Annotated in this window: 12 protein-coding genes and 1 pseudogene; 7 read left to right on the forward strand and 6 right to left on the reverse strand. The window is 62.2% G+C overall.

What is annotated here, in order from left to right; translation table 11 throughout:
- Window positions 1-68: 68 nt before the first annotated feature.
- From J4F42_18555 to J4F42_18565, 3 genes are read left to right on the forward strand one after another with little or no spacing between them, the layout of a single operon-like run.
- The gene (locus J4F42_18555; protein ID MCE2487521.1) at window positions 69-536 is read left to right on the forward strand and encodes a hypothetical protein; all 468 of its coding nucleotides are present in this window, start codon (window positions 69-71) and stop codon (window positions 534-536) included.
- 20 nt (window positions 537-556) lie between these two features.
- Window positions 557-835: a type II toxin-antitoxin system Phd/YefM family antitoxin gene (locus J4F42_18560; protein ID MCE2487522.1), complete on the forward strand. Its 279-nt coding sequence runs from the start codon at window positions 557-559 to the stop codon at window positions 833-835.
- Complete coding sequence (locus J4F42_18565; protein MCE2487523.1) at window positions 828-1,631, forward strand: Txe/YoeB family addiction module toxin; 804 nt, start codon at window positions 828-830, stop codon at window positions 1,629-1,631. The genes J4F42_18560 and J4F42_18565 overlap by 8 nt, the downstream gene beginning before the upstream one ends.
- Before the next feature lie 1,116 nt (window positions 1,632-2,747).
- On the opposite strand, the gene J4F42_18570 is transcribed toward J4F42_18565, so the two are convergent.
- Window positions 2,748-4,100, reverse strand: coding sequence for an AAA family ATPase (locus J4F42_18570; GenBank protein MCE2487524.1), 1,353 nt, complete (start codon window positions 4,098-4,100; stop codon window positions 2,748-2,750).
- 164 nt (window positions 4,101-4,264) lie between these two features.
- Between J4F42_18570 and tcuA the strand changes: the two genes are divergently transcribed.
- The 3 genes from tcuA (at window position 4,265) to J4F42_18585 (ending at window position 8,584) form a co-directional block, all read left to right on the forward strand.
- On the forward strand, window positions 4,265-5,671 hold the full coding sequence (tcuA, locus tag J4F42_18575; GenBank protein ID MCE2487525.1) for an FAD-dependent tricarballylate dehydrogenase TcuA: 1,407 nt from the start codon (window positions 4,265-4,267) through the stop codon (window positions 5,669-5,671).
- Window positions 5,658-6,785 carry a tricarballylate utilization 4Fe-4S protein TcuB gene (gene tcuB / locus J4F42_18580; protein MCE2487526.1) on the forward strand — a complete coding sequence of 376 codons (1,128 nt, stop codon included), beginning with the start codon at window positions 5,658-5,660 and terminating at the stop codon, window positions 6,783-6,785. Before tcuA ends, tcuB begins: the two co-directional genes overlap by 14 nt.
- A 188-nt stretch (window positions 6,786-6,973) precedes the next feature.
- The gene (locus tag J4F42_18585; protein ID MCE2487527.1) at window positions 6,974-8,584 is read left to right on the forward strand and encodes a CHAD domain-containing protein; all 1,611 of its coding nucleotides are present in this window, start codon (window positions 6,974-6,976) and stop codon (window positions 8,582-8,584) included.
- Window positions 8,585-8,603: 19 nt separating this feature from the next.
- Here the strand turns inward: J4F42_18585 and J4F42_18590 are convergent, their stop codons facing one another.
- From J4F42_18590 to J4F42_18605, 4 genes and pseudogenes are all read right to left on the reverse strand, one after another.
- Window positions 8,604-9,005 (reverse strand): DEAD/DEAH box helicase family protein, encoded by a 402-nt coding sequence (locus J4F42_18590; protein ID MCE2487528.1) that lies wholly within the window; start codon window positions 9,003-9,005, stop codon window positions 8,604-8,606.
- Window positions 9,006-9,230: 225 nt separating this feature from the next.
- Window positions 9,231-9,482 (reverse strand): DUF1902 domain-containing protein, encoded by a 252-nt coding sequence (locus J4F42_18595; GenBank protein ID MCE2487529.1) that lies wholly within the window; start codon window positions 9,480-9,482, stop codon window positions 9,231-9,233.
- Window positions 9,483-9,802: 320 nt separating this feature from the next.
- Window positions 9,803-10,258: pseudogene (locus tag J4F42_18600) on the reverse strand (pentapeptide repeat-containing protein).
- Window positions 10,239-10,424, reverse strand: a complete 186-nt coding sequence (locus tag J4F42_18605) for a pentapeptide repeat-containing protein (protein ID MCE2487530.1) — start codon at window positions 10,422-10,424, stop codon at window positions 10,239-10,241. The pseudogene J4F42_18600 and the gene J4F42_18605 overlap by 20 nt, the downstream one beginning before the upstream one ends.
- An 857-nt stretch (window positions 10,425-11,281) precedes the next feature.
- On the opposite strand from J4F42_18605, the gene J4F42_18610 reads away from it, so the two are divergent.
- Entirely contained in the window at window positions 11,282-11,701 is a 420-nt protein-coding gene (locus tag J4F42_18610) for a hypothetical protein (protein ID MCE2487531.1), read from the forward strand.
- Between the two features lie 10 nt (window positions 11,702-11,711).
- On the opposite strand, the gene J4F42_18615 is transcribed toward J4F42_18610, so the two are convergent.
- A partial coding sequence (locus J4F42_18615) for a hypothetical protein (protein MCE2487532.1) occupies window positions 11,712-12,389 on the reverse strand: 678 nt, incomplete at its 5' end.

The following is a 12,389-nucleotide window of genomic DNA, read 5'->3' on the forward strand; positions in this document are numbered from 1 at the left end:
CTTGTTTGAGAGTCCTGGGCAGCGTACAGTCTCTGCGTACCAGCCCTCGATAAGAGGAGGTGATGCCTATGCTTTCCACGTTCCTTATCCTACTCATGCTCTGCCTGGCCGGGCTTATTCCAGGCATGGTCCAGATGGCAGCGGCCCTGGACAGCGACACGATTGCTCAGCTCCAGACGGCCAAGGAGATCTATGTTTCTACCCAACGCAAGAGTGGCGAGTGGAGCAGCGCGGCGCCGGTCTGGTTCTGGTACGCCGATGAGGTGATCTATCTCACCGCCTCGCCAAGCTCGTATAAAGCCAGGCGCGTTCTGGACGGGCGCGACACCGTGCGGATCGCCGTCGGGGGGCAAGACGGTCCAACCTTGACCGGCAAGGCCGAGATTTTTACGGACGCGGCCATCGTCGAACGTATGGGTGAAGCCTATAACAACAAATACTGGCTGGCCTGGTTTGGCTTTGCGCGGCCACGGGTCAGCCGTGTGGAGTCGGGCAAGACCATCGCTATCAAAGTCACCCCGGATGCTCAGGAATGATACGGAGAGAGGAAGACGGTATGGCAATTCAGACGACTTACAGTCAGGCGCGGGCAAATTTGGCCAAGCTGTGCGATCAAGTGCTGGACAATCAGGAAGTCGCAATCATTACCCGTCGGGGCTCTGAGCCAGTTGCTCTGATCGCGGCATCCGAACTCACAGGTTTGCTCGAAACCGCCTATCTGCTTCGTTCACCCAAAAACGCCCAACGTCTCATCACCGCTCTCAAACGAGCCGTAGCAGGAACGGTTCAACCCCAATCGGTCCAAGACCTCCGACAAGAGCTGGGCCTTGGCTGAGAAAAAGCGGGCGGCCGTCTTTCATCCAGAGTTCAGGCAGGATCTCCGTCACTGGGTAGAAACTGATCGAAAGACAGCGCTCCGCGCGTTCACTCTTATCGAAGCCGTTTTACGCGACCCATTCTCCGGTATCGGGAAACCAGAGCCTCTGAAATATCTGGGCTCAGGGGCCTGGTCTCGCCGACTGAGCCAAGAGCATCGGCTCGTATATCGGGTGAGCGCGGAACGTATCGATTTCCTCCAGGCCCGGTATCATTATTGGGTCAGCGCTGAGTACGTCAGGACTCCTCACGCAGCATCAGGACGCTGCCCTCTGCGTCGCCAGGGATGTAGATCGTCCCGGCCGAGTCCACGGCCAGACTGCCGCCAAAGGCCATGGGACCGCGCGACAGCCCGGGCGGGTTGCCGACCGGCAGCTGGCTGGCCAGGGTCTGGCGCTGGCGGGTCGTCAGATCGACGCTCTCCAGGGTTTTGCTGCCGTGGTCGAGGATCAGCGCCGCGCCGCGCCGCACGGCCATGGCCAGCGGTTGCTGCAGGCCGTCGGCGACCGCAGACGTGTTGCCGCTCGCATCGATCCGGCTCACCCGCCCAAGGCCGACCTCGCTCACCAACAGGCTGCCGTCTTCGGCCACCACCACACTGCACGGCTGTGACAGGCCGCTGGCAAGGGGCGAAGACTGCCCGTCGGCAGCGACCCGCAGCACCGAGCCGGTGCCAGCCTCGGCCACCACGATGCTGCCGCCTGCCTCACGGGCCAACCCATAGGGCTGGTCGAGTTTACGGATCGCGTAGCTGAAAGACAGAGCCTCGGGATTGTAACGGACCACGTCGCCGGTCATGGTGGTCAGCAGCAGCTCGCCCGGGGCACCGGCCGCCATGCCTCTGACAAAACCGGGAAAACTGTTGTCGAGCAGACCGCCCAGCCGACCCACCTGGCCGTCCGGCGAGAGCGTGGCCAGGCTCAGCCCATCGGCAATATACAGGCCGCCGTTCTCGGCGCACGCCAACCCCCACGGACCGACCAGGCCGCCCGGCACCACAACCCGCTCGGCATTGCTGCCGTCGGTCGCCACCTCAGACACCCCGCCGTCCACAAAATGCGACACAAACAGCCGGTCGTCCGAATGGATGGCGATATTGTCGATACCGGGCCGGACCGTGGCCAGGACGGTTTTCGCCCCGGTCTGGAGGTCGATGCGGACCACCTCGCCGCTGCCGGCCTGGGGAACGATGAGTTCTCCCCTGGAGTTGAATTTCACCGCCGGCGGGCCCTTGAGGCCCTCGGCGACTTTCTCCGTGTCACCCGTTTCAACATCCGTCCGCCACACCTCGCCAAGCGGCACCAGCGGATAGTACAGCTTGCCGTCGGGGCCGACCGCCAGGGCGTTCGGGCCGCGCTGATCGTCCACAATCACCCGCGGCGGACGCTCGTCATACGGGTACAGCTCAAGGATACGCCCGTGGCCGCGGAACTCATCGGCAAACAGGCGATCCTGGTGGCAGGTGATGCCGTTGACCGCCGGCAGCTTGTCGGCCAGGATGCTGACCTCGCCGGCCGGGGTACGCTGACACACCCGGGCGCTCATGACCTCGGTGACATACATCGTGCCGTGCGAGTCAAAAGCCACGTCGTCGGGCGCAACAATCGCCCCACCCAGGGGTGAGATCAGCTCGGGCGCGCCGGTCTCAATATCGAGCGCGGTCAGCTGGCTGCCAAACGCCTGGGTGACGTACAGCCGTCCGTCGGGACCGAACTGCATGCCGTTTGCGCCGTACAGCCCGCTGGGGGGCAGGCAGCGCGAAAGCTGCCAGCCTGAGGCTGCCTGGGGTTCCGCGTGCGTATCGGTTGGTGGTCATATCTGGCCTCCTTTGCTCAGTGTGTGGCGTGTCTGTAGCGGACACCGCCGGGGTTCTAGTCCGGTCTGGGAGCCGCAGGAAAGACCCGCTGCCAATCGTACACCCGCTCGTCGAACACCATGTCCCTGGGCGTCACCGGGCGGCTGAAGACCAGACCGTCCAGGGACGTGCAGCGGCTGAGTGCCACATAGGTCTGCCCGTGGGCAAACGCGCCACGGCCCAGATCGATTATGACCTTGTCGAAGGTCTGGCCCTGGCTCTTGTGAATGGTAATCGCCCAGGCCAGGCGGAGCGGATACTGGGTAAAGCTGCCGACTTCCTCTTCCTCAATGCGGTTCGTTTCCTGGTTGTAGCGGTAGCGGATGTTGTGCCAGGTCTCGGGTTCCAGTTCGTACACCGTCCCACCAATCTCGACCCGGACCTGGGTGGCGGTCAGGCTGCTGATCCGCCCGATGCTGCCGTTGACCCAGCGTTTGTAGGGATCGTTTCTGATCAGCATGACCTGGGCTCCGGGTTTCAGCTCCAGTAACTCTTCGGTCGGAAAGATGGATTCCTCAAACTGGCCGCTGACCTCGGCCGGGTAGGTGTGGGCGGGCTCGGCCAGGCGCTCCAAACAGGCCTGGTTCTTGCGCAGCGCAGCCTGGTTTGTGGCGGTCAGGGTAATGAAGGACGAGTCCTGGGACGGCTCGCCGCCCCGTCGTACCCTGGCGTTCAACACGGCCAACAGCTCGGCGTCTACATCGTTCTCACGAATTTTATTCAGCACATAGATGAACTCCTCATCGTGCTGGCGGTAGATCGTCGTCAGCTCGACCGAGCAGGGCTGAAGCTCCTCAAAAACCTGGGCGCAGAAAAAGTACGGTCCACCGTACTGCTGGTCAAAAAAGGTCTGCATGTCTCGCTCGCGGACAATCGGCGGCAGCTGGAACAGATCGCCGCACAGGATGACCTGGACCCCGCCAAACGGCGTCTGGACATTGTCGCGGTGGAGACGCAGGGCCGTATCAATCCCGGCCATCACGTCGGCCCGGACCATGGACACCTCGTCGATGATCAGGGTTTCCAGTTTCTGAAACAGCTTGGCGCTCCGGCGTCTGCGCAGCGCAGCCGGGTCGATCAGGGTCGGCGGAAAGCGAAAAAAGGAATGGATGGTCTGGCCCCCGACGTTGAGGGCAGCCACGCCGGTCGGCGCCAGAACGGCCGTGGCCCGGTCGGTCGTCTCGCGCAGGTAGTGCAGCAGGGTCGATTTTCCGGTGCCGGCCTTGCCGGTCAGGAACAGGCACGGGCAGTCGTGCTCGATCAGGTCGAGGGTGTGTCGGAACTCGGCGTTGAGATCAATCTGGTCCAGGTCCTGGCTGCGCTCTCCGACCGTGCGAAAGGCGGACGGGGCGCTGTGGTGCGGCGGCACAGTGGCGATACCTCCCTTGGCTGTCCTGGGCAGACTATACCAGAGTGAACACTGATGACCATCTCCAAGAAGAGGTGAGTAGGGGTGGGTTTGAAACCCGCCCCTACCTCCCCCCATCCCCCGGCTCTTGCAGGAACGCCCCAAGCCGCATAATTTCGGCCTGCATGGAAGTCGAACCGGATCTGTCCCAGACCTTTGACGTGCTGGTCATCGGCGGGGGAAATGCAGCCCTGTGCGCGGCCATGACTGCGGCCAGCAGCAAGGCCAGCGTCCTGCTGCTGGAGTGTGCGCCCGAGGCGTTTCGGGGCGGCGATAGCCGCCACACGCGTAACCTGCGCTATGTGCACGCGCGGGCCAACGCCTTCCTGACCGGGCCCTACGACGAGGACGAGTTCTGGGACGATCTGCTGCGGGTCACCGCCGGCAAGACCGACGAACACCTCGCCCGCCTGACCCTGCGCGAGTCCACCGACATCGGTGTCTGGATGGAGGCTCACGGCGGCCGCTTTCAGGCTCCCCTGCGCGGCACGCTGAACCTGTCGCGCACGAACGCCTTTTTCCTGGGCGGAGGCAAGGCTCTGCTGAACGCCTATTATCACACCGCCCAACAGCTCGGGGTGCGGATTGTCTACCGGGCCGAAGTGACCGATCTGATCATGCGCGACGGCCGCTGCTGCGGTGCGCTGGTCGGCTCGGGTGACGCGGCCCGGCAGGTCCACGCGCGGACGGTCGTGGTTGCCGCCGGCGGCTTCCAGGCCAACATCGCCTGGCTCAAAGAATATTGGGGTGCGGCGGCCGACAACTTCCTCATCCGTGGCACCCCGTATAACACCGGCACCCTGCTGCGGGTCCTGCTCGACAACGGGGCTCAGCCGGTGGGCGACCCGCGCCAGTGTCACGCCGTGGCGATTGACGCCCGGGCACCCAAGTTTGACGGCGGCATCGTTACCCGTCTGGACTGCGTGCCGTTCGGCATTGTGGTCAATAAGCAAGCCAAGCGCTTCTACGACGAGGGCGAGGACTTCTGGCCTAAGCGCTACGCCATCTGGGGCAGGATTGTGGCTCAACAGCCGGACCAGATCGCCTATGCGATTATTGACGCCAAGGCGCTGGGGAAATTCATGCCATCCGTGTTCCCGCCCATTGAAGCCGCCTCCGTCGCCGAACTGGCCGGCAAACTCGAATTGGACTCAGCCGTACTTGAACAGACTCTGGCCGCCTTCAACGCCGCCATCCGGCCCGGTCGCTTCGACCCCGCAGAGTTGGACGGATGCGCGACCCACGGCCTCGACCCGCCCAAGAGCCACTGGGCTGTACCGCTCGACACCCCGCCGTTCCTGGCCTATCCGCTCCGGCCGGGCATTACCTTTACCTATCTGGGCGTCGGCGTGAACGAACGCGCCCAGATTGTCATGCACGACGGGAAACCGACCCCCACTATGTATGCGGCCGGCGAGATCATGGCCGGCAATATTCTCGGCCAGGGCTATATGGCCGGTTTTGGCATGACCATCGGGACGGTTTTTGGTCGGATTGCCGGACGGGAGGCGGCCCGCCATGCCCTCAGCTGAACTCCTGAGCGAAGCCCAGCGGCTGATGACGATCTGCAATGCGTGCCGGTATTGCGAGGGGTATTGCGCGGTGTTTCCGGCCATGGAGCTGCGCACCAAGTTTGACGCCGAGGATACGGTCTACCTGGCCAATCTGTGTCACAACTGCCGGGGCTGCTACTACGCCTGCCAGTACGCGCCGCCGCACGAGTTCGGGGTCAATGTCCCCCAGACCCTGTCGGCCCTGCGGCTGGACAGCTATCGGGACTTTGCCTGGCCGCACGTCCTGGCCGGGCTGTTTCGACGCAACGGACTGGCGCTCGGCCTGATCAGCTTGGCCAGCCTCGGCCTCATCGTGGCGCTGGTGCTGGGCTGGCAGGACGCTTCGGTCGTCTTCTCGTCCCACACCGGCCCGGGCGCTTTTTACGAGGTGATTCCCTACCGGCTGATGGTGGTGCCGGCCCTGGTCCTGAGCGGCCTGATTGTGCTGGCCCTGGGCATCGGTCTGGCGCGGTTCTGGCGTGCCATCGGCGGCCGGTGGCGCGAGCTGGCCGACCTCCCGGCCCTGGCCCGGGGCGGCTGGGACGCCTTGCGGCTGACCTATCTGGGCGGCGGCGGTCACGGCTGCAACTACCCCGACGCAGGTTTCTCGCAGCACAGAAAATGGTTGCATCACCTCACCTTTTACGGGTTTGGGCTCGATCTTTTGGCGACCAGCACGGCCGCCGTCTATCACCACGTTTTTGCGTGGGAAGCGCCCTACCCGTACACCAGCCTGCCGGTCGTGCTGGGCACGGTCGGCGGGCTGGGGCTTTTGGTCGGCCCCGCCGGGTTGCTGTGGCTTAAGTGGCGCAGCGACCCGCTGCCGGCCGCAGAGAGCGTCTGGGGCATGGATGTCGGCTTCCTGGTCCTGCTGTTTCTGACCAGTCTGAGCGGTCTGGTCCTGCTGGCCGCGCGGGAGACCGCAGCCATGGGCAGCCTGCTGGTCATCCATCTGGGCTTTGTGGCCGGACTGTTCATCACCTTTCCGTACGGCAAGTTCGTCCACGCCGTGTATCGCTACGCGGCGCTGGTACGCTACGCCCAAGAAGGGAAAGAACATCCCGATTCCCTCCCAGGAACGGGCGCGGCATGACGGGTGAGCGGTCCTTCGACTTCGCTGACGCTACGCTCAGGACCAACGGCCTCCCCTCCGTTTGTCCTGAGCCTGTCCTGAGCAAAGCCGAAGGGCGTAAGGCGCAACGCGCCTGAAGTCGAAGGATGCGCGATATTCTCGACACGCGAGCGTGATTTCTGTAACGTTTTAGGCGGAAGAGAACTCCGATGCCGGAAATCGAAGCCAAATTTCTCGTTCAGGACCCACAGCACATCGGTCAGCTGCTGGCCGTGCTGCGGGAGCTGGGCTACGGGGTTGAACCGCACGCCAACCAGACCATTGTTGACCGCTATTTCGACACCCCCGACTGGACGATCTTTCGGGCCGGCTGGGGCTATCGTCTGCGCGACAGCAACGGTACGCAGACCCTGGCCCTCAAGGGGCTGGGTTTGCGCGACAGCGCTATTCAGGTCCGCGAAGAGATCGAACAGCGGCTGCTCGTCTCCCACAGCCGGCTGTCGGCGCTGCCCTCGGGTCCGGTCCAGGGCCGCCTGGCCGGCCTGCTCGGCACCAGGAAAGTCCGCGAGCTGTTCGTGGTCCGCAACCAGCGCAGCGTGTATATGCTGTCCGGCCCGGACGACCCGCCGACCACGGTGATTGAACTCGCCATCGACCAGGTCCAGATCAGCGGCGACACACACGCCAAGCTGGCGCCGGGCGTGCTGAACTTCGGCGAAATCGAACTCGAACTCAAACGCGGCTCCCAGGAACCGCTGGTGCAGCTGGCCGGCCTGCTGCCCAAAAAGGTCGATATCCTGCCCGCCCGGCTGAACAAGTTTCAGCGCGGCCTGCAAACCACCGGGCTCTCCGCCCCGACCGACACGACCACACCGCAACATCCCTTGGGCCCGACAGACCCCTTGATTCAGCTGGCGTATTATCATCTGGCGCAGCAAGCCCGGATATTGAGACTCCAGCAGCCCCGCGCCTGGGAGGGTCTGGAGCCCGAGGGCGTCCACCAGATGCGGGTGGCCATGCGGCATATCCGGGCCGCCCTGCGCGTCTTTCGAGAGGTGTTGCCGGCGCGCGCGGTCGCCGGTCTGAATGCCGAGTTTCGCTGGGCCGCGCGGGTGCTGGGCGAGGTCCGCGACCTCGATGTGTACCGCGAAAACCTCACGCACTATATGGAGGCTATTCCGGCCGACGATGCCGCCCACCTGGCCTTGTACGAACGCCACCTGGCCGAGGAGTGGCAGCACAGCCGGCGGCGGCTGATCAGGACCTTCAGCAGTCGGCGCTATATCCGGCTGATGGAACGCTTCGAGCGCTTTGTGCAGCGTGGCCCCTCGGCTGTGGCGCTGCGTCAATTTGGCGCGATACGTATCTGCGACGCGGCTGCCCCGGCCGTGGACCGCAACCTCAGACAGCTGCTCAAACGCGGCCGGGCTATCGAGGCCCACTCTCCGGCCGAATTGCTGCACGCCTTACGCATTCGGGGCAAGCGCCTGCGCTATCTGCTGGAGTTTCTGCGCGAGGTGTACAAAGCCTTCGGGGACCCGCTGAAGAAACCCATTGACGCGATCAAGCAGCTCCAGGACGTGCTGGGCAACCACCAGGACGCGTGTGTCGCCTCTGAGCGCCTGCGCGACTATGCCCAGGCCGTGCCGCTGCGCAAGACCGACCGGCGCTTATTGCTGGCCCTCGGGCAGCTGATTTCCAGTCAGGATCAACACGCCGCAGCCGAGCACCAGCGGTTCGGCAAGGTGTGGCGACGTTTTGAGAAAACGGTCTCACGCAAACGGCTGGCCGCCGTGCTCCAGGCCGGGGATAAGCCTTAAGCGGCTCCAATCCGTTCCATCAGCTGCTGCTTTTGCGTTGCCAAAGTTCACAGACAGCCCGCTTCTCCGCGGTATCCACTCCGAAGGCTCCGACTGTTTGCAAGCGGATCGTATTCGTCGGCACCAGCCACAGGACCAACGGATAGTCTTTCTCTACCCAGGCATCGCGTGCCACGGCAACGGCGTGCGCGCCCAGGATGGTCTTGCCGCCGCCGGTCGGCAGGCGCAGGCAGACATACGGCATGTTCGGCAGGTCTGTAAGCGGCGCGCTATACCGTCCGCCGTAGCGTCCGAGCCGGTTCGCATAGTCGGGTTCTGTGGTGATGGTCTCATAGGCGTTCTTCGGCCCGACCATGCGGGCTTCTTCAAAGAAGCGACGCAGCACAACCAGCGCGTCGGCCTGATATTGCTTGAGTTGCACAGTTCAGGCCCTCGCCTCAGGAGACTTCATACTTTCTTCGTGCTTCCCGCTTCTCGCAGAATAGCGTTTGCCGTATGGCGGCTCTTCAAGTTATGCGGGACCAGCAAGATCTTGCCGGTTGTCAGACTTTTCCACTTTTCATGTGAGCCTTTTGCGCTTTTCCAATACTCAAACCCAAGTGTTGAGATTTCTTTGGTGACTGTTCTGTAGAGATTGTCCACCAAATTATGCTACCGTTTTCCCGGTTTCCGGGCGCTGCCACACAATGGCCGGTATCAGTTCCTTGAGCGAATGCTCGGCAAGCTCAGAGGTGCTGCGATGGTTGACCATGATGAGTTCGGGCGCTACGTCCAACATAATCGCTTCAAACTCGTCCAGGGTGGCCGCCTCGATGTGCAAGCCCTCAATATCGCTTTGGGAGTAGAACACTTCTGCCTCAGCGTCCCACACGGCTTTCACTCGAAAGGTCTGCTGCATTCCTCTGCCCTCCTGTGGCGTCATGATCTGGTAATCAGGTACAAATTGTCCTGACGCTCGTCAACCAATCAGGTTCTTGCCTTCACCTCATACCGCATCTGCTTGAAGGTGATACCAGCCCGCTCCAAAGTCGTAGAAGCCAGCCGCGATTGTTCACCATACACCGTCGGCGGACCACTGAAACGCCCAGAGGTTCGCTCAATCTCCTCCCGAGTCCGGCTCTCCCGCCGACAGGTCGGGCGCTTCTTCCAGCAGCCGATACGGCACGTGGGAGGCGGTACGGAGGTCTTCGTCTCGGGTGAGCCAGTGAAGGGTCGGCATCAGTTCTCGCTCTCCTCAGGAACCTCTGACATGGCTTTATTGTATTCGGCAATCCACTTTTCGGCTTCTTCTTTGGTGTAGGCTCCGGTACAGGCGCCGCTGTTTTCTGGCAATTCATGGCTCACCGGCTTGCCAAGGTGCGGCTTCAGCTTCTCTCGCAACTCTTCCACCTTTTTATCGGACAAACAGCAATCATTGAGAAAATTGAGGTCTTCCTGCCTCAGCCCGCCTGCAAAGGTCACTCCGGTTAGGTGGGTTGTCTTTCCAGTCTGCGCTCTCATGGCCCTTGTAATCATGCGCTTTTCACGTCGTGATGGAAGAAGCTCTTGTTGTCTGATGGTATTATTGACTCCTTGCAGTTGTACCCCTCTCAAATCAGCTCCTTGCAGTTGTGCCCCGGTCAGAAAAGAACACTGGAGCCGTGCCCTTCTCAAATTAGCCCCTTGCAGCTGTGCCTCGCAGCAACGTCTCGCTCAGGTCCGCCCCTTGCAAGTGCGCTCCCCTCGGGTTCGCCCCGTTCAGCCGGCTTCTTCGAAGATTAACATGTACGCTTCCGTCTCCCTTCCCTGCTCGCGGTAGAGCAGCGAGAGATGATGGATTGCGTCTATGTGATGCGGGCATTCCGCTACGATGGACCGGAGCATCTTTTCCGCGACTTCATCGTGCCCCTTCTCCCACATATCCAAGGCTTGATCGAACTTTTCCAGGATCTCAAGAGTGAAGGTCGAATCCTCCTCGAAACCCCAGTTGTTTTTTCCCATCTCCACCAGTTTCATGGTGTTCTTCCTCCAGGACACACGGGCGATAGCCCTGTTCGAGACTGCCAGCGTGATGCTCGGCAGCAATGGCGAGGGCTCTTCACTGCAAGCTCGTGTCAATCTATCTCACGTGTTCGCCACAAGCTGCCGAGTCTGTTAGTCGAGACCTTCAATGGCGTTCTGAATGGCGGCAACTTCGCGTTCCTCAAAATATTCCTCCCCGCTTTCTTGAAACGTCAAGGCATGGATGAATAGCCCAGCGCAGCGTAAGCCGACAGCCTCCAAGGCCGGCGATGAGATCAGGCGCTGGCGGGTCACACCGACTGGATCACGGTAGGAACATACCGCGCGGAAAGGGTACAAGAAACAGCTGACTCCTGGTATGCTGAGGACCAGATGACTGACACGCCACAGACACGCCCGACCGTGGTTCGCACGAGCCGGGGCTTTTACACTCTACGCTCTCCTGGATTACCTGCACGCTGAGTGGCCGCCGAAATTGATCCAGGCCTGGTTCAGCTTGACCGATACCCAAATGGAAGAGGTTCTTTCCTATATCGCGGCCCACCACGATGAGGTCGAACGAGAATATCGTCAGGTCGTGCGGCAGGCTGAGGAAACCCGGCGTTACTGGGACGAGCGGAACCGGGGTCGCCTTGCTCGGCGTCCTTCAGCACCACTGACGCCAGACCAAGCGGCTCTCCAGGCGAAGTTGCAAGCGTGGAAAGACAAAGTCGAGCGAGCGTAATCACGCTGCTCGCTGATCACAACATCGAAGGTCAAGCACTCCTGCTGTGGGGAACTCTGGGAGCGGCCGGCTGGCTGGAGTTAGTGCCGTTGCGATTCGCGCGTTTTGCCGAGGTCGGATTGTCCTATGACAGTAGCGACCGTACCGTCTGGCGATTCGCCCAAGAGAACCGGATGCTTTTGCTGACGGATAACCGCAACATGATCGGACCGGACTCTTTAGAGCAGACCATCCGTAACGAGAACCGGGGGGACTCACTCCCCGTCATTACTCTGAGCCGTGCCAACCGTATGGTTGAACAGGTATATCGGGAGCGATGTGCAATGCGCGTGCTCGACATTATTCTGGAGCTTGATAATTACCTGGGCACTGGACGAGTTTTTATTCCATAACACCTTCGCACTAACGCTCAGCGCGCAAAAACGCCCGAATCTTGTCCCGTATCTGCCGGTCATTGAAGATCTGCGAGTGGATGGCCTGACTGGCGTGCTCCTCCACCCGCAGCGCCTGTTTGAAGGCCGGGGGCAGTTGGGCGGATTCGGTCGTCAGCGTCCGATCCCCGTCGCTGCACAAAGCCCCGTAGCGCTGGCCGGGCAGAGAGGTTTCAAACTCGCGGCGCTCGAAGATCACCCGGGCCGGGGCGTGCATATCGCGCTCCAGCAACACGGCCCGGCTCAGCGTCGCGTGCGAGCGGGCAAAGGCGTACAGCAGACGCAGAGGCCGCTCGGGGGGGCGGCTCAGCGGCTGGTGCAGCCGGTCGTACAGCAGCTTGCCCCGGCGTAATGACCGGCTGATAAACGCCAGCCGCCTTTTGGCTAGATCCGCCGACACCGTCCCGGCCGTGCTCAGCAAGCCCCAGGCGTAGCGCTGCCACAGGCCAGGCTCAAAAAACGTGTGGGGCAGCGGGCGGAGGCGGTGGTCGAGCAAGACCGGGCGATAGGTCGGCAGCATGGTATAGCCGGTCGTAAACGTGCTGAACGCGTGGGGGTTGATGAGGCTGGTGTTCAGCCCGAATTTTACGCCGTGTTTCATGTTCCGAAACGCGGTCATCGAGCCCTGGAAGGGAGCGGTCGCCATGAC

The sequence above is a fragment of the Desulfurellaceae bacterium genome (assembly GCA_021296095.1).
Classification (GTDB): Bacteria; Desulfobacterota; Binatia; order Bin18; family Bin18; genus JAAXHF01.

Bases quoted from the DNA above. Each gene is read 5' to 3' on its own strand.
- J4F42_18595 (MCE2487529.1), bottom strand. From the start codon at position 9,482: ATGCAGCAGACCTTTCGAGTGAAAGCCGTGTGGGACGCTGAGGCAGAA.
- J4F42_18555 (MCE2487521.1), top strand. From the start codon at position 69: ATGCTTTCCACGTTCCTTATCCTACTCATGCTCTGCCTGGCCGGGCTT.
- J4F42_18585 (MCE2487527.1), top strand. From the start codon at position 6,974: ATGCCGGAAATCGAAGCCAAATTTCTCGTTCAGGACCCACAGCACATC.
- J4F42_18605 (MCE2487530.1), bottom strand. From the start codon at position 10,424: ATGCCCGCATCACATAGACGCAATCCATCATCTCTCGCTGCTCTACCG.
- J4F42_18560 (MCE2487522.1), top strand. From the start codon at position 557: ATGGCAATTCAGACGACTTACAGTCAGGCGCGGGCAAATTTGGCCAAG.
- tcuA (MCE2487525.1), top strand. From the start codon at position 4,265: ATGGAAGTCGAACCGGATCTGTCCCAGACCTTTGACGTGCTGGTCATC.
- tcuB (MCE2487526.1), top strand. From the start codon at position 5,658: ATGCCCTCAGCTGAACTCCTGAGCGAAGCCCAGCGGCTGATGACGATC.